This is a genomic window from Deinococcus seoulensis (assembly GCF_014648115.1).
Lineage (GTDB): Bacteria > Deinococcota > Deinococci > Deinococcales > Deinococcaceae > Deinococcus > Deinococcus seoulensis.
In genome coordinates, this window is the sequence record NZ_BMQM01000002.1 from 22,215 (window position 1) to 37,701 (window position 15,487).

The window sequence follows — 15,487 nt, forward strand, 5'->3', positions numbered from 1 at the left end:
GCAGGGCAGTGGGAACAGCGGTCGGGCGCCGCGAAGGGCGGCGCGGTCAGGAGGAGGCGACCTGCTCAACCTAACATCCTGACCGCGCCGCTTTCATGGGTGGTACGGATTCCAGCGGCTGCCGACCCGGTTCAGTGCGCGCGGCCGGAAGGGACGGGCAGAGTGAGCGGGCGCATGGCCCTTCAGTACGTGTAGAAGCCCTGCCCGCTCTTGCGGCCCAGCAGGCCCGCCTGCACCATCTTGCGCAGCAGCGGGCTGGGGCGGTACTTGTCGTCGCCCAGTCCCCTGTGCAGGACTTCCATGATGGCGAGGCAGGTGTCCAGACCAATGAAGTCCGCCAGCGTCAGGGGGCCCATGGGGTGGTTCATGCCGAGTTTCATGATTCCGTCGATCGCTTCGGGTTCGGCGACGCCTTCCATGACGCACTGGATGGCCTCGTTCAGCATGGGCATCAGGATGCGGTTGCTGACGAAACCGGGGAAGTCGTTGCAGGCCAGGGGGGTCTTCCCCATCCGCTCGGCGGTCTGCGTGACGAACTGCGCCGTCTCATCGCTGGTGCTGTAGCCCCGGATGACCTCCACGAGTTGCATCAGCGGCACGGGGTTCATGAAGTGCATCCCGATGAACCGCTCCGGGCGGCCCGACGCACTCGCCAGCGCCGTGATCGGAATGCTGCTCGTGTTGCTCGCCAGGATGCCTTCCGGCTTCACGATCTGCCCCAGCTGCCGGAACAGGTCCGCCTTCACCCCCTCGTTCTCCACGATGGCCTCCACGACCAGATCGCAGTCCGCGAACGCGTTCAGGTCGGTCGTGAACTCCATGCGGCCCAGGATCACGTCCGGCGTGTCCGTCAGGCGACCCTTCTCGTGCAGTTTCGCCAGTGATTTCTCGATCACGGCGCGGCCCCGGTCCAGGAACTCCTGCTTCACGTCCTGCACAACCACATCGAATCCACTCTGCGCGGCGACCTGCGCGATGCCGCCGCCCATCTGTCCAGCTCCAATCACTCCGAATTTCATAGGAACTCCTGTTCAGTCCGGTCTGCCCCGGACGGGAAAACGTTCAAGAATGGTGTCCAACTGCCGGATGATTCCGGGCAGGTACGTCTGATCCAGTTCCAGCTGGAAGGTGTGCATCTGGTTGATGTGGTCGGGGGTCAACTCGATCTGAGTGCGCACCTGCCCCGTCGGGCCGCAGTCGAGGTGCACCCTCAGATTCGGCTCCAGGGGCTGAAGTTTGGCCGTTCCCGTCAGCGTCTCGTTCATGCGCCGCAGCTCCGTCAGAAACGCGGCGAGGTCACTGGTCATCAGGAATGGTCCCGCAGCGCGCACCCAGGCCTGTCCGGGTAGGTCGATCTCGGCGGCGACGTCCAGCCAGTTCGCATCCCAGAAGTCCGCCCCGTCGGGCACCTGGCCCTGATGGACGGTCACCGTGAGGGGGCCGACCTGAAAGGTCAGTCCGTCCAGACTCACTCGACGAGCGGGACACCCTCGATCTGCACGGCCCGGCCGCGTTTGACGGGGTTGAAAGCGGTGTACCTGTAGCGCGAGCAGCCCGCCTGGACGAAGGGGTCGTGGTCGAACAGGTCCACGAGTTCCTGCAGGGTGTCGGCCTGCGCGACGATCACGCCGCCGGTGTTATCAACCTTGCGGCCGCTGGTGAGGAACACGCCGCTTTTGTAGTGCTGGTCGAGCCATTCGCGGTGGGCGGGCGTGACCCTGGCGACTTCGTCTCCGGTTTTGACGTAGGTGCTTTCGATGATCCACAGGGTCGGGGTTGCCATGCCTTTAGCCTACCCGCTTGACGGCCAGGGCGAGGCCGTTGCCGCCGCCCATGCACAGGGTGGCGATGCCGGTTTCCCTGTTCTGTTGCTTCAGGGCGTGCAGGAGCGTGACGAGGATGCGCGCGCCGGATGCGCCGATGGGGTGGCCGAGGGCAACCGCGCCGCCGTTCACGTTGACGCGGGCGGGGTCGAGGCCGAGTTCGCGGGCAACGGCGAGGCTCTGGACGCTGAACGCCTCGTTCAGTTCCCACAGGTCCACATCACTGGCCTGCCAGCCGAGCTTGGTCAGGAGTTTCTGCGTGGCGGGGACGGGCGTCATCATGACCCACTCGGGCGCGAGGCCGCCCGTGGCGTAGTCGATGATCTCGGCGAGGGGGGTCAGGCCGTGCGCCTGGGCGAAGTCGGCGCTGACGACCATCAGGCTGGCGGCGCCGTCGTTCAGGCCGGGGGCGTTCCCGGCAGTGACCGAGCCGTCCTTCTTGAAGGCAGGTTTGAGGCGGCCCAGGGTGTCCTCGCTGGTGTCGGCGCGGGGGCCCTCGTCGGTGTCGACGACGGTGTCGCCCTTGCGGCCTTTCACGGTGACGGGCACGATCTCGTCGGTGAAGCGGCCTTCCTGCTGCGCGGCGATGGCGCGGCGGTGGCTCTGCGTGGCGTAGGCGTCCTGTTCCTCGCGGGTGATGGCGTACTTCTCGGCGACGCGTTCGCCGGTCAGGCCCATGCCCTCGTCATTGATGGAGCACCACAGGCCGTCCTGGGTGTTCGCGTCGAGGACCTGCGCGTGGCCCAGGCGGTAGCCCTTGCGCGCGCCGGGCAGCAGGTGCGGGGCGTTACTCATGGATTCCATGCCCCCGGCGAGGACGGCGTGCTGGTCCCCGGCGCGGATGCTCTGCGCGGCGAGGATCACGGCTTTCAGGCCGCTGCCGCACACCTTGTTGATGGTCAGCGCGCCGACCTCGTTCGTCAGTCCGGCTTTCAGGGCGGCCTGCCGGGCGGGGTTCTGCCCGCTGCCCGCCTGCACGACCTGACCCATGACGACTTCCTCGATGAATGCGGCGTCCAGGCCGCTGCGGCGCAGGGTCTCACGGAGGGTGGTGGCGCCCAGGTCGACGGCGCTGACGCTCTCGAGGCTGCCGAGGAACTTCCCGGTGGGCGTGCGGCTGGCCGCGACGATCACTGCTCTTTGCATGCGCGCAGCATAGCGCGCCCTGCCTAACGGGCGTTAGGTTGGCGTCCACCACACCCGGCCCGCGAACCCACCGCGCGCGTCCGCCTTGGCGCAGCGCAGCGCCTCCAGGTCCTCCGGGGTCAGGTCGTGCAGGGCCGCCAGGGCGCGCAGCACCTCCACCACGTCGGCCAGTTCCTCGGGCTCGCCGGACTGCAGGTACTCCGCGACCTCCTCCTCCAGCTTGGCGCGCAGCGCGGCGCGGTACTCCTCCCCACTCAACTGGCGGGTCTGTCCGCCGAAGAGGTCCGGGATGCGGTCGCGCACGAGTTTACCCATGCCGGGCAGCGTAGCAGTCGGCACCCACGGCACAGACGCGGATGGGGCTGCGTGGTAGCGTGACAGCATGTTTGAGTCCCTGGGCAACAAGTTGCAGGACATCCTGGACCGGGTGGGTAAGGAACGCCAGCTGACCGAGGCGCAGGTCAAGGCCGCGATGCGCGAGATCCGCATGGCGCTGCTGGAAGCCGACGTGAACTTCGGCGTCGCGAAGGACTTCGTGGCGAAGGTCAGCGAGAAGGCCGTCGGGCAGTCCGTCGAGGGCAGCCTGACCGCCGGACAGACCGTCGTGAAACTCGTGCACGACGAACTGATCGAGACGCTGGGCGGCAAGACCATCCAGCCGGAACTGAAGACCGAGGGCAACGTCTGGTTCATGGTCGGCCTGCAGGGGGCCGGGAAGACCACCAGCACCGGCAAGCTCGCCGCGCACTACAAGAGCAAGGGCCGCCGCGTCCTGCTGGTCGCCGCCGACACGCAGCGCCCCGCCGCACGCGACCAGCTGGAAGTCCTTGCCAAACAGGTGGGCGTGCCGGTTCTGAAGGTCGCGGACGGCGAGAGCCCCGCCGAGACGAAACGCCGCGTGGACGAGCACCTGAAGACCGACTTCCGTGACCTCGTGATCGTGGACACCGCCGGCCGCCTCCAGATCGACGAGGCGCTGATGGACCAGCTGGCCGACCTGCAGCGCGTCATGCAGCCCACCGAGAGTCTGCTCGTCGTGGACGCCATGACCGGCCAGGAGGCGCTGAACGTCGCGCAGACCTTCGATCAGCGCGTGAACGTCACGGGCCTGATCATCACGAAGATGGACGGCGACGCGCGCGGCGGCGCGGCCCTCTCGGCGCGCAGCGTGACCGGCAAACCCATCTACTTCGCGGGCACCAGCGAGAAGATCGCCGGACTGGACGCCTTCCACCCCGACCGGGTCGCGGGCCGCATCCTCGGCATGGGCGACGTGCTCGGCCTGATCGAACGCGCGCAGCAGGCCGACCTGAAAGCCATGGAAGTCAAGAAACCCGGCGACTTCGACCTGGAGGACCTGCTGCTGCAACTGCGGCAGATCCGCAAGATGGGCCCCCTGGGCGACCTGCTCAAACTCATTCCCGGCATGAGCCGCGCGCTGCCCGAGGGCTTCAACATCGACGAGGCGCAACTCCAGCGGATCGACGCGATGATCAGCTCCATGACCGTCAAGGAACGCCGCAACCCCAAGATCATCGACGGACGCCGCCGCAAACGCATCGCCGCCGGCAGCGGCCACACCGTGCAGGACATCAACAAACTCCTGAAAATGCACGAGCAGATGAAGGACATGATGAAGATGCTCCAGCGCATGAGCGGCCCCGGCGGCAAGGGCATGAAACCACCCCGCATGCCGAACGTCCCCCCCAGCATGAAACGCTGACCCCCCGCCCACCACACCCGCCCCTGCGCATCAGCCGGGGCGGGTGTTGACACTCCGGCACGAGCCACATATACTCACTCCCGCTGAGAACGCGCCCGAACGGCACGCGCAAGGCAAACACAAGCTGGGTCGTTAGCTCAATCGGTAGAGCAGCTGACTTTTAATCAGCGGGTTGTAGGTTCAAGTCCTACACGACCCACCAGAAAAACCCCGTCCCAGACGGGGTTTCTTGTTTTACTTCCACCCGCTGACGTGGCCCACTGTGCCCCGCGTGGCCCAAACGTGGCCCACCGCGTTTCAGGGGGTCACCCTGCCCGGTCCCGCTCGAAGACCCCCCTGGCCCCGGCCTGAACCGTCAGCGACCGCCGCCGGGCCAGGATGACCCGCCCCCTGGCCCGGTCCTCTTCGCAAAAAAAACACGTCAAAAAAACTCTGGCCTATATACCCCCTAAAAATCTGGGGACATTGGGGACTCAAGCCGTTTCACGCCGTCTGACACGAATAAAAACCCGGTCCCCACAAAAAACAGGGGTGGGGACTCACTTCCAGAAAACGCCGTGCAGGACAGCGTTTCTCCGTGTCCCCACTTTTGGGACTTTGCGTCCCCACTCTGGGGACTCAGGCCGTTCAGGGGTGGGGACCGGCGCAGGAACCGGCGAAGAGGGACGGTCAGACCGCCCCCCCGCACCCCCCCCGCCTTTCCAGCGTGCCGACCGCACGCCCTGGCCCTGGCCTACACCTTCCGGCGCGGCCCGCCCTTCCTGACCGCCCCACGGCGCACCGGGGACACGCCCGCCCGCGTCTTCCCTTCGCCGGTCCCGCCTTCCACCTCGAGCGGCCCCGCGTCCGGCCCCGTGGGCGCTTCCAGGGGTGCAGGTGCCGCCCGCCCCTGGCCCCGCCCCCGAAGGTCTGACAGCTCATACCCCAGACCGCGCAGCTTACCGGGCAGGGCGTGCGCGTAAATGTTCAGGGTGGTACTCACCTGCGCGTGTCCGAGCATGGCCGCGACACTCACGGGGTCTTCCCCCCTCGAGATCAGGAACGTTCCCGTACTGTGGCGCAGCGCGTGCGGGGACAGGATGGGCACGCCCGCCGCCTCGCACGTCCGGCGCATCACGGCGCGCAGCGAGTCCTGACGCATGGGCCGCCCGTCCACTGACGGGAACACCGGGGCCGTGTCTGCCAGACCCGCGCCCTGGTACTTGAGTGCCCGCGCCTCACGGGCCACGCGGCCCTTCATGTCTTCCACGATCCCCAGGGCTTCCCCGGACAGGTACACGCGCCGCACGCCGGCCGAAGTCTTCGGCCCGCCCGCGTAGTACTTCCCCTCAAACTCACTGCGGGTCTTCGAGACACTGACGTAATGCGCGCCCGTGTCATCCCGCCGCACGTCCCCCCACGTCAGGGCCAGCGCTTCCCCGATCCGAAGGCCCGTGTACGCCAGGAAGGCCAGGGGCAGGGCGAAGCGGTCCCCCAGGGCCACGGTCACGAAGCGCGCCAGGTCTTCCGGCTCGAAGTGCTTCACCTTCGCCTCTTTCACGGCGCCGCCCTTCGAGGGGGACAGGGGCCGCGCGTACTGCGCCGGGTTGTCCCTCAGCAGGCCGTCAGCGATAGCGTGGGCATACGCGCCGTGCAAGAGGACGTGAACCTGTCTCTGACCGCTGTACCCCAGGGGGGGCCGCATCGTTCCCTCTTCGCCGGGCCGCGCCATGCTCAGCAGCTCAAAGTACTCACGCAACCGGCGGGCATCCACCCCGGCCGCTTTCAGGGGGGCCAGATGGGGCGCTATGTGCCGGGTGTACAGCGCTTCGTTATTCCAGGCCGTGCGGTCTGCCCACGTGGCCCGCTTCGAGCGCATGTACTCCGTGACCATCTCGCCGACCGTCAGGGTCCGGGACGCGGGCCGCTTCCCTTCGCCCGCTTCCTGCAGGGCGCGGGCTATCGCTTCGTGCCCTTCCCTCTTCGTGTTCACCGTACCGCTAGGCCGCGCCGTTGTCCCGTCCGGGTACGTCACCCGGACCCGCCACCGCCACCGCCCGGACGGCAGTTGCGTAACGTCCCCCTGCCGGTCACTGGCCTTGCCCTTCCGCTTCCCCGTCATGGCCCATAGGGTAAGCCCGCACACCCCCGGACACCCCCGCACATTGTGGGCCTATTCATGCGAAGATCAGGGCCACTCTGTAACGTAGTGTGACAATCTCTGTCACCGGGCGTTACAGTCCGGGACTTCGAGAAAGGGGGGAAACAGTGACCGCAACGCCAACGCTCAGACACTCAAGCCGCGTCCAGATGGGCCACTTGAAAGTCAAACCGTCCCCCGTTGAACGCGCCCTGACCGAACTGGGGAACGCCGTCCCCGCCCTGGAAGCCGCCCTGGCCTTCCCTCTGAGCGTGACGGCGCAGCCCATGCCAGACGGCACCATCACTGCAGAGGTCATCATGCCGGACGCTCACTACGGCTTCGACCGGGCTATGGAGATCAGCGCCACCCTGCAGGACGCCGTGCGGCCCTTCGGTGTTGACCTGAATGTAGAAGTGGACTCCGACTTTCAGCATGGGGAATAAACACGCCCACGTTGAGAAAGCACAGCGGAACGAAGCGGCCCTGAGCCGCTTCAACTTTGAACCGGACCTGTACGAGTGGTACATCACCGTCAGCTTTTACGCTTCCGTCCACTGGCTGCGCGCCTTCCTGGCTGTGGGGGGCCGGGGACTGAGGGAAGAGGTTCATTACGATCAGTTCCCGTATCAGGTAAGAGAGGTCTACCGCGCGCACTTCGGGCAGAATGCCCAGGCCGCAGAAACGGCCCTCAACGCCTTCCAGATCATCAAACGACTATCCCAGCGGGCGCGGTACGGCTGCGAATCTCCCGCGTGGTACGCCCGCGAAACAGGCACGGCAGACGCCGCCCTGAAAACGGTGCGTGACTTCGTGACCGGGCATGGAGTCGAACCCTAAGCCCAGCCCTTGAGCGGCCCGCCCCTCTTTTACTCAGGTCTGAGTAAAACCCCCTGACGCCCTAAGCCGGGCTTAGACCGTGGGGGCCGGATCATGTGCCCGGCGTCAGGAAGATGATCCGCGCGCCGCTCGAGCGGGCCAGGGGCACACGGCGAAGGGGAAGCCTAGGCACGCGCCCACGCTTCCCCTTCGCCGGTCTTCCAGGTGCTACGCCATGCCCGCCCACAGGACGCCCGCCACGATCAGGGCCAGCACGGCCGCGCCGGTCAGCGCCCAGCGCGCCCAGGGAAGGCGGCGAAAGAGGAACGCCAGGAACAGCAGCGCGCACGCCAGGGCGAAGACCTGCCACGGGAAGGCCGGGCCGTAGGACAGGATCAGGTCTGTACTCGAGCTGTACCCGGTGGGCACCGTGGGCGCGCCGCTCACCGCTTGCCCCGCAGTACGGCCTGGATGCGCAGCGCGGCCCGCACGATCACCCGCACGGGCCAAGGCAGGGGCGGGCCATGAATTGTGGGGCCCAGGGTAGCGGTGGCCGAAGTCTCTCGTGGTTTCGGGCGCACGTTTGTTTCACCTCTCGTCAGGGGGATTGGGGTTACCAGTGGCGGGTGTCGCTGTCGGGTTCCTCGCTCAGGAGCCACAGGTGGCGGTCCGTGCGGGCAGCTTCGGTCTGGGCGTCCAGCAGGACCTGTTCGAGGTCGCGGGTCAGGTTGGGGTGGCGGCGGCGGAAGTGGGCGTAGCCGCACAGCAGCAGCGCGAGGCGGGCGGGGCGCTGGTCGGGGTCGGTCAGGACGTCGTAGAGGGCGTCCCAGTTCTGGCCGAAGGTGTCGCGCAGGCCCAGGCCGTTCAGGAAGGCGAGCATCAGGCTGCTCTTGTCGTGCACGTTGCCGAAGTTGATTTCGCGGACGCTGACCTGGTGTCCGGCGGCCAGGATGCGGGGTTCGTGCGGGGCGGTCTGGATGCCCTGGGGCGCTTCGTCGAAGACCTGCATCATGGTTGGATTCTCCTGAAGCTGGCGTAGTGGTCGGGGGTGTAGTAGCACTCGGCGGTGGTGCGGGGTGGGCCGCCGCAGACGATGCGGCGTGCGCCCCGGTCGTTCTCGCCGGGGGTGGGGACGGTGTACTCGCGGTAGTAGCTGCTGTTCTGGCGGGGCAGCAGGCGTTCGCGGTTGCCGAAGGTGCTGCCGTCTTTGCTGTAGCGGTAGGGGCCGCCCTGGGCGATGCGAGTGAGGACGGGGTCTGCTTCGCGGGGCAGGTCGCGCGTGGCGATCCAGCGCAGGCCGCTGTGCGGGTCGCGGGTGGCCTGGGTCTGCGTGGTGGGGGTGGGTTGCGGGGAACTGGTGCGGGTGTCCTGCGGGAGGTCGCAGGCGGCCAGCAGCGCCCCGAGAAGCAGGGCGGCGAGGGTGGGGGCGGCGCGGGTCACGTGTCCGAGTGTAGGGCCTGGGTGTCCAGCCAGTTCAGGAGGTCGTCCCGCAGGTGCGTTAATCCTTTGTAGGCGGTCTGCGCGGGGGTCATGGAGCGGACAGCGGCGGCCAGCGCGTGGGCGTGCGCCGGTTGCTGCGCGGCCTGCGTGAGTGGGTACGTGTAGGGGCGGATGGTGAACAGCGCGCCGTGCGCGTGCGGGAACCCGGTCAGGGTCTGGCGTTCGACGCGCAGGAACGTGCCGTGCGGGTCGAAGTGGGTGCGGGGGTCGCGGTCGGCGTCGGGCGGCGCGGCGGGGTGGTGGTCGAGGCGGTCGGTGGTGCTCAGGCCCCAGGCGAAACGCACGAACGGGCAGCGTGCAATCACGGCGTCCAGCAATCGGGGGGCGGTGGCGTTCATGGGGCCGCTGCCGGGGATGGGGGCGTGCACCTGCGCGAAGTCGCGGCCCAGTTTGTCGCGGGGGTCCCAGTGCTGGGGGTTCAGGACGTGCGTGGCGGCCAGCCAGTCGCGTCCGCTGCTGGGATCGCGGGCCAGAATGGCGAGGTCCTCGCTGGCGTTCAGGCCCAGGAAATCCAGGGCGCTCACGGGCTGGGTGTCTGCAACCAGCGTGGCGTGCGGGCCGGAAAAGCGCCGCAGGTTCTCCAGGGCGTTCCAGCGGGGGTGCAGGTCGGCCTGCCAGCCCAGCCTGGTGTTGCGCAGGGTGCGGCCGTCCCAGCGGACCTCTCCCCCGCTGTCGGCAGCCAGCTGACGGGCCGTGAAGGTCAGGGCGGCCTCCCGCAGTTCGGGGGTCAGCGCGGCCTCGCCGGCGTACTCGTGCAGGGCGCGGGCGTGCGCGGCGGCCTTGCTGGCGATCAGGCGCGGGTACTCGGCGTCCAGCGTGAAGGTGTGCCGTTCGGGCGCCGGGTCGTCCAGCCAAGGCACGGGCTGGTCACCTAGGCGGTACAGGCCTGCCGAGACGCTGTAGGCGCCGTTCAGGAATGGTCGGTAGAGGGTGGGGGGAACCACACGGGAATTCTGGCAGGCCTCCCGCCGGTCTGCACGGGAACGCGCCGCTTCCGGTACTCAGGAACGGCGCGTCAGGTCAGGCGGGAGGGTCAGGCGAGGTTGCCGTTGCTCAGGACGCCCGTGGCGATCAGGATCAGGATCAGGACGCCCACCACCACGCGGTAGATCGCGAAGGGCTTGAAGGTGTTGGTGGACACGAACCGCAGCAGCCAGCCGATGCTGAGGTACGCGACCACGAACGACACCCCGGCGCCCAGCAGCACGTTCCCCACGCCGATCTCCGCGAGGATGTCGCGGCTCTTGATGAAGTCCAGCAGGGCCGCGCCGCCCAGGGTGGGCACGCCCAGGTAGAAACTGAACTTGGTGGCGGTGGGCCGGTCGAGGCCCAGGGCCATGCCGCCCAGGATGGAGCTGGCGCTGCGGGAGAAGCCGGGCCACAGCAGCGCGAGGCACTGCACCGCGCCGATCAGCAGGCTGCGGGGCACGCCGATCTTCTCGATGGCGTCCACGTTCGGGGTGACGCGGCGGCTCTCGAGCAGCCAGATGATGATGCCGCCCACGATCAGCGCCCAGGCGACCACGCTGGGCCGGAACAGGTTCGCCTTGATGGCGTCCCCGAACAGCAGGCCCAGGATCACGGCGGGAATGCAGGCGACGAGCACGCCCAGCCAGAGCGTCTGCTGGCTGCGGTCGGTGCCGATGCGGCGGATCTGCAGGAAGTCCTTCCAGTAGTACGCGAGGACGGCCAGGATCGCGCCGCCCTGAATGACGACCTCGAAGGTGTCCTTGACTTCCTTGGTCCACGGGACGCCCAGCAGGTTCCCCGTGAGGATCAGGTGGCCGGTCGAGCTGATCGGCAGGAATTCCGTGATGCCCTCGACGATGCCGTAAACGATTGCGTAGAACCAGTCCATAGTTGCCGAGTGTAAGCCCTGTCACCACCGGCGGGGCGTCCCTCTTTGGGTGCAGAGTGAGGGGGTGAGTGTAGACAGCTACCTGCGGCGCTGGAATCTGACACCGGACGGCGCGGCCCGGCGCACGCCCAGCAGCGACCTGATGCCCGTGCGCTGGCAGGGCCGTGCGGCAATGCTGAAGGTGGCCCGCAGCGCCGAGGAGCGGCGGGGCAACAACCTGATGGTGTGGCTGGAGGGCGAGGGCGCAGCGCGGGTGTACCACCATGGGGGCGCGGCCCTGCTGATGGAGCGGCTGGAGTCCGCGCCGGATCTGGCGGCCCTGGCACTGGGCGGTCAGGACGACGCGGCCACCCGGATTCTGTGTGGCGCGGCGGCGGGCGTGCACCGGGACCGTCCCAGCCTGCCACCGGACCTGCCGGACCTGCGCCGCTGGTTCTGGTCGTTGGAAGCGGCCCAGGCGCAGGGTGAGACGTTCGCGCAGGCCTGGGCCACCGCGCAGCGCCTGCTGGCGGATCAGCGTGACGTGCGGCCCCTGCACGGCGACCTGCATCACGGGAACGTACTGCGCAGCCCGGAGCGGGGGTGGCTGGTGATCGATCCGAAGGGGCTGATCGGGGAGCGGACCTTCGATTTTGCGAACATGCTGTGCAATCCCACGCTGGCGCACGCGCTGACGCCGGGGCGGCTGGAGCGGCAGTCGGCCCTGATCGCGCGGGAGGCTGGGCTGGACCGCGCGCGGCTGCTGGCGTGGGTGGGGGCGTACGCGGCCCTGTCGGCGGCGTGGCATCTGGAAGACGCCCAGATGGAACAGGCCCGGCAGTCGCTGGCGGTCTCGGCGCTGGCCCACAGCCTCCGCTGAGCCATCCGCCTTCTGCCATCCGCTGTCCGCCCGGCGTCCCCCCTCCCACCCGTGCGTCTGATGTCGTATAATTTCCGTTTGGGTGCCCCCGTGACCCGCTGTGCGCGCTGGAGCGTCGCGTATGGCCTGGCCCACCTTCGGCGTTCATGACGCTGGGCTGGCACGAGAACGGCAAACTTGTCCCACATTTCAACGCTCAGGAGTTCACATGTCGTACATCTCCATGAAGCAACTGCTGGAAGCCGGGGTTCACTTCGGTCACGAAACCAAGCGCTGGAACCCCAAGTTCAAGCGTTTCATCTTCGCCGAGCGTAACGGCATCTTCATCATCGACCTGCAGAAGACCCTCAAGCAGGTGGACCGTTCCTTCGACTTCATCAAGGAACTGTCCGAGCGTGGCGGCGTCATCCTGTTCGTCGGCACCAAGAAGCAGGCCCAGGAAATCGTGGAGCTCGAAGCGCGCCGCACCGGCATGCCGTTTGTCACCAGCCGCTGGCTCGGCGGGATGCTCACGAACTTCAAGACCATGCGCACCCGCATCGACCGCCTGAACGAACTCGACGAGATGTTCGAGTCCGGCCGCATCAACGACCGCCTGAAGGCCGAGCGCATCAAGCTGGCCGCCGAACGCGAGCGCCTGCAGCGCTTCGTGGGTGGCATCCGCAAGATGAACCGCCTGCCCGACGCGATCTTCGTGGTGGACCCCACCAAGGAAGTCATCGCCGTGCAGGAAGCCAACAAGCTGGGCATTCCCGTCATCGCGCTGGCCGACACGGACAGCGACCCGGACGTCATCGACTACATCGTTCCCGGTAACGACGACGCGATCCGCTCCATCCAGCTGATCACGCACCGCATCGGCGACCTGCTGGTCGAGGCGCGCGGCGGCGGCGAGGACGTCGGCGCGGCCGAGGGCGAGACCGCCACCGAAACCGCCGACACCGAGCAGACCGAAAGCTAAGCCCGCACCGGGACCGGAAAGGAGGGTGGTATCCGGCGAGTACGCTCTCGGACCACCCTCTTTTCTGCCCCGCAGCACGCGGCCCACACACACCACCAATCAAGTTCAAGCCGACACAGGAGGCATGACATGCTGGAATCAATCAAGAAACTCCGTGAACTGACGGGCGCAGGCATGATGGACGTCAAGAAGGCCCTCGCCGACGCCGGAAACGACGAAGAGAAGGCAATTGCCCTGCTGCGCGAGCGCGGCATCGTGAAGGCCGCCAAGAAAGCCGACCGTGAAGCGAAGGAAGGCCTCGTGCGGTTCGTGGTGGACGGCAACAAGGCCGCCATCGTCGAAGTGAACTCCGAGACGGACTTCGTGGCCCGCAACAGCGACTTCCAGGCGCTGGTGGCCGAACTGGCCCAGGCGGCCCTGAGCGCCGGCACCAACGACGTCGAGGAATTCCGCGCCTACACCCTGCCCAGCGGTGAGACCGTGGCGACCACCGTCGCCGCCGCCGCCGGCAAGATCGGCGAGAACCTGGTCCTGAACCGCGTGGCCTTCGTGGAAGGCAGCACCGTCGCCGGGTACGTGCACAGCAACGGCAAGATCGGCGTGCTGGTCGACCTGGAAGGCGGCAACGAGACGCAGGCCAAGGACGTGGCCCTGCACGTCGCCGCCGAGCGCCCCCAGTTCCTGAGCCGTGACGAGGTGAACTCCAGCGACATCGAGAAGGAGCGCGAGATCCTCACGAACAAGGCGCTGAACGAGGGCAAGCCCCAGCAGATCGTCGAGAAGATCGTCGAGGGCCAGATCGGCAAGTTCTACTCCGAGAAGGTCCTGCCCGAGCAGAACTTCGTGAAGGACAACAGCGTCACCGTCGGCAAGTACCTGGGCGGCGCGACCATCAAGCGCTTCGTGCGCTTCGAGATCGGCGCGTAAATCCCCTGACGTTCCGCCCCCCCCACAGCCCCACGCGGGCGGGGCCGGAACCACAGGCCGGGTTTCATCGTTGCGCGCGACACAGTACTCCCGACTCCCGGTAGCCGCCCGCGCGACTGCCGGGAGTATTCTGTTGCCCCACCGTTCACTTTCTTTTCGCGGCCCGCTCCTGCGCGCCGAACCCAAGCGAGGTATGCATGTTCAAGCGCGTTCTGCTCAAACTGTCCGGTGAGTTCCTGGCCGGCGAGTCGGGCTTCGGGATCAGCCCGGACACCACCGCTCAGCTGGCCCGCCTGATCACCGGCGCCCTGGAAGGCACCGACGTGGAACTCGCGGTCGTGATCGGCGGCGGGAACCTGTGGCGCGGCGCCCGCAACGGCGAGGGCATGGACCCCGCCACCGCCGATTACATCGGCATGCTGGGCACCGTCATGAACGCCATGGCGTTGCAGGACGCCATGGAGAGCGCCGGGCGGCCCACCCGCGTCATGAGCGCCATTCAGATGGCGGCCGTGGCCGAGCCGTACATCCGCCGCCGCGCCATGCGTCACCTGGAAAAGGGACGCGTGGTGATCTTCGGCGGCGGGAACGGCGCGCCGTTCTTCACGACCGACACGACCAGCACCCTGCGCGCCCTGGAAATCGGGGCGGACGTGGTCCTGATGGCCAAAAACCGTGTGGACGGCGTGTACGACAGCGACCCCCGCAAGAACGCGGACGCGAAGTTCATCGCGCAGGCCACGCACCGCGAGGTGGTCGAGCAGCGCCTGGAAGTCATGGACGCCACCGCGCTGACGCTGTGCATGGACAAGGGCCTGCCGATCGTGGTGTTCGACCTGTTCCAGGACGGCAACCTGCGCCGCCTGCTCGAAGGGCAGCGGGTCGGCACGCTGATCCAGACGCCCTGACCCGGCGCCCCTGATCCGACGCCCCTGGCCCGGCACCCCTGGCCCCCCGGGGCGCAGCTGACCGGACGCCTCCGAACAGAGGACCGGGCTGCGCTACAATTCCGGCATTCCACCGGGGTTCACCCCAGTTCACCCCCCCTCACCCCGTTTCACATGACCCCTCAGGAGGCCCTGACCATGGCTGACATGAAAGCAATCCAGGCTGATACGCGCGAGAAGATGGGCAAGGCCATCGAGTCGCTCGAGAACAACCTGTCCGTGCTGCGCACGGGCCGCGCCAACCCCGGCATCCTCAAGAAGATCGTCGTGGAGTACTACGGCAGCACCGTGCCGATCGATCAGGTGGCCAGCATCACCACGCCGGACGCCCGCACGCTGGTCATCACGCCCTGGGACCGGGGCGCGCTGAACCCGATCGAGAAGGCCATCCGCGACAGCGACCTGGGCCTGAACCCGAACAACAAGGGCGACACGATCTTCATCAGTCTGCCCATGCTGACCGAGGAGCGCCGCAAGGACCTGGTGAAAAACGCCAAGAACTACGCCGAGGACGCCCGCATCGCCATCCGGAACATCCGCAAGCACGGTCTGGACGAGGTGAAGAAGGTCGAGGGCATCGGCGACGACGAGATCAAGCGCGGCGAGGCCGAGGTGCAGAAGATCACCGACGAGTTCGTGGCGAAGGTGGATCAGACCTTCCAGAAGAAGGAGCAGGAAATCCTCGGGTGAGGACGCCTGACGCGGGGTGTGGGCTGCGGGCCGTGGGGAGTGGTGAGGTCCCCACCGCCCGCAGCCCACAGCCTATGCCCCTTGCAGCCCTGCCCTTTGCAGCCCCGCCACTTGC

Annotated in this window: 19 protein-coding genes and 1 tRNA gene; 9 read left to right on the forward strand and 11 right to left on the reverse strand. The window is 67.6% G+C overall.

All coding sequences use genetic code 11. The features are described from left to right. Positions 1-182: 182 nt before the first annotated feature. The 5 genes from IEY70_RS01920 to IEY70_RS01940 are packed head-to-tail and all read right to left on the reverse strand — an operon-like array spanning position 183 to position 3,284. Positions 183-1,019, reverse strand: coding sequence for a 3-hydroxyacyl-CoA dehydrogenase family protein (locus tag IEY70_RS01920; RefSeq protein WP_189063311.1), 837 nt, complete (start codon positions 1,017-1,019; stop codon positions 183-185). Positions 1,020-1,031: 12 nt separating this feature from the next. Continuing rightward, a complete protein-coding gene (locus IEY70_RS01925; RefSeq protein ID WP_189063312.1) occupies positions 1,032-1,472 on the reverse strand; it encodes a WapI family immunity protein in 441 nt (146 codons plus the stop codon). Beyond that, entirely contained in the window at positions 1,469-1,783 is a 315-nt protein-coding gene (locus IEY70_RS01930; RefSeq protein WP_189063313.1) for a YciI family protein, read from the reverse strand. The genes IEY70_RS01925 and IEY70_RS01930 overlap by 4 nt, the downstream gene beginning before the upstream one ends. A gap of 4 nt (positions 1,784-1,787) precedes the next feature. Then, positions 1,788-2,969, reverse strand: coding sequence for a thiolase family protein (locus tag IEY70_RS01935; protein ID WP_189063314.1), 1,182 nt, complete (start codon positions 2,967-2,969; stop codon positions 1,788-1,790). Between the two features lie 33 nt (positions 2,970-3,002). Beyond that, positions 3,003-3,284 (reverse strand): nucleoside triphosphate pyrophosphohydrolase, encoded by a 282-nt coding sequence (locus tag IEY70_RS01940; RefSeq protein WP_229777556.1) that lies wholly within the window; start codon positions 3,282-3,284, stop codon positions 3,003-3,005. A gap of 67 nt (positions 3,285-3,351) precedes the next feature. Between IEY70_RS01940 and ffh the strand changes: the two genes are divergently transcribed. Beyond that, positions 3,352-4,692, forward strand: coding sequence for a signal recognition particle protein (gene ffh, locus IEY70_RS01945; protein WP_189063315.1), 1,341 nt, complete (start codon positions 3,352-3,354; stop codon positions 4,690-4,692). 126 nt (positions 4,693-4,818) lie between these two features. Further along, positions 4,819-4,894 (forward strand) — tRNA-Lys (locus IEY70_RS01950). A gap of 531 nt (positions 4,895-5,425) precedes the next feature. On the opposite strand, the gene IEY70_RS01955 is transcribed toward IEY70_RS01950, so the two are convergent. Continuing rightward, positions 5,426-6,793: a tyrosine-type recombinase/integrase gene (locus tag IEY70_RS01955; RefSeq protein WP_189063316.1), complete on the reverse strand. Its 1,368-nt coding sequence runs from the start codon at positions 6,791-6,793 to the stop codon at positions 5,426-5,428. Between the two features lie 197 nt (positions 6,794-6,990). On the opposite strand from IEY70_RS01955, the gene IEY70_RS01960 reads away from it, so the two are divergent. After that, entirely contained in the window at positions 6,991-7,257 is a 267-nt protein-coding gene (locus IEY70_RS01960; protein WP_153013665.1) for a hypothetical protein, read from the forward strand. After that, positions 7,247-7,651 carry a hypothetical protein gene (locus IEY70_RS01965; RefSeq protein ID WP_189063317.1) on the forward strand — a complete coding sequence of 135 codons (405 nt, stop codon included), beginning with the start codon at positions 7,247-7,249 and terminating at the stop codon, positions 7,649-7,651. The genes IEY70_RS01960 and IEY70_RS01965 overlap by 11 nt, the downstream gene beginning before the upstream one ends. A gap of 207 nt (positions 7,652-7,858) precedes the next feature. On the opposite strand, the gene IEY70_RS01970 is transcribed toward IEY70_RS01965, so the two are convergent. From IEY70_RS01970 to IEY70_RS01990, 5 genes are all read right to left on the reverse strand, one after another. Next, complete coding sequence (locus IEY70_RS01970; RefSeq protein ID WP_189063318.1) at positions 7,859-8,077, reverse strand: hypothetical protein; 219 nt, start codon at positions 8,075-8,077, stop codon at positions 7,859-7,861. 166 nt (positions 8,078-8,243) lie between these two features. Further along, the gene (locus IEY70_RS01975) at positions 8,244-8,642 is read right to left on the reverse strand and encodes a barstar family protein (RefSeq protein ID WP_189063319.1); all 399 of its coding nucleotides are present in this window, start codon (positions 8,640-8,642) and stop codon (positions 8,244-8,246) included. Then, positions 8,639-9,070, reverse strand: coding sequence for a guanyl-specific ribonuclease (locus tag IEY70_RS01980; protein WP_229777557.1), 432 nt, complete (start codon positions 9,068-9,070; stop codon positions 8,639-8,641). The genes IEY70_RS01975 and IEY70_RS01980 overlap by 4 nt, the downstream gene beginning before the upstream one ends. Beyond that, the gene (locus tag IEY70_RS01985) at positions 9,067-10,074 is read right to left on the reverse strand and encodes a heme-dependent oxidative N-demethylase subunit alpha family protein (protein WP_189063320.1); all 1,008 of its coding nucleotides are present in this window, start codon (positions 10,072-10,074) and stop codon (positions 9,067-9,069) included. Before IEY70_RS01985 ends, IEY70_RS01980 begins: the two co-directional genes overlap by 4 nt. An 89-nt stretch (positions 10,075-10,163) precedes the next feature. Then, positions 10,164-10,988: an undecaprenyl-diphosphate phosphatase gene (locus tag IEY70_RS01990; RefSeq protein WP_189063321.1), complete on the reverse strand. Its 825-nt coding sequence runs from the start codon at positions 10,986-10,988 to the stop codon at positions 10,164-10,166. A 64-nt stretch (positions 10,989-11,052) separates the two neighbouring features. Here IEY70_RS01990 and IEY70_RS01995 point away from each other — a divergent pair, with 64 nt between their 5' ends. The 5 genes from IEY70_RS01995 to frr all read left to right on the forward strand — a co-directional run bounded on the left by IEY70_RS01995 (position 11,053) and on the right by frr (position 15,372). Continuing rightward, positions 11,053-11,847, forward strand: a complete 795-nt coding sequence (locus IEY70_RS01995; protein ID WP_229777558.1) for an aminoglycoside phosphotransferase family protein — start codon at positions 11,053-11,055, stop codon at positions 11,845-11,847. A gap of 208 nt (positions 11,848-12,055) precedes the next feature. Further along, positions 12,056-12,808 (forward strand): 30S ribosomal protein S2, encoded by a 753-nt coding sequence (rpsB, locus tag IEY70_RS02000; RefSeq protein ID WP_189063323.1) that lies wholly within the window; start codon positions 12,056-12,058, stop codon positions 12,806-12,808. A gap of 129 nt (positions 12,809-12,937) precedes the next feature. Beyond that, positions 12,938-13,735 (forward strand): translation elongation factor Ts, encoded by a 798-nt coding sequence (tsf, locus tag IEY70_RS02005; RefSeq protein ID WP_189063324.1) that lies wholly within the window; start codon positions 12,938-12,940, stop codon positions 13,733-13,735. Between the two features lie 197 nt (positions 13,736-13,932). Continuing rightward, positions 13,933-14,643 (forward strand): UMP kinase, encoded by a 711-nt coding sequence (gene pyrH / locus IEY70_RS02010; protein ID WP_189063325.1) that lies wholly within the window; start codon positions 13,933-13,935, stop codon positions 14,641-14,643. 177 nt (positions 14,644-14,820) lie between these two features. Then, the gene (gene frr / locus IEY70_RS02015) at positions 14,821-15,372 is read left to right on the forward strand and encodes a ribosome recycling factor (RefSeq protein WP_189063553.1); all 552 of its coding nucleotides are present in this window, start codon (positions 14,821-14,823) and stop codon (positions 15,370-15,372) included. The last annotated feature ends 115 nt before the right edge of the window (positions 15,373-15,487 follow it).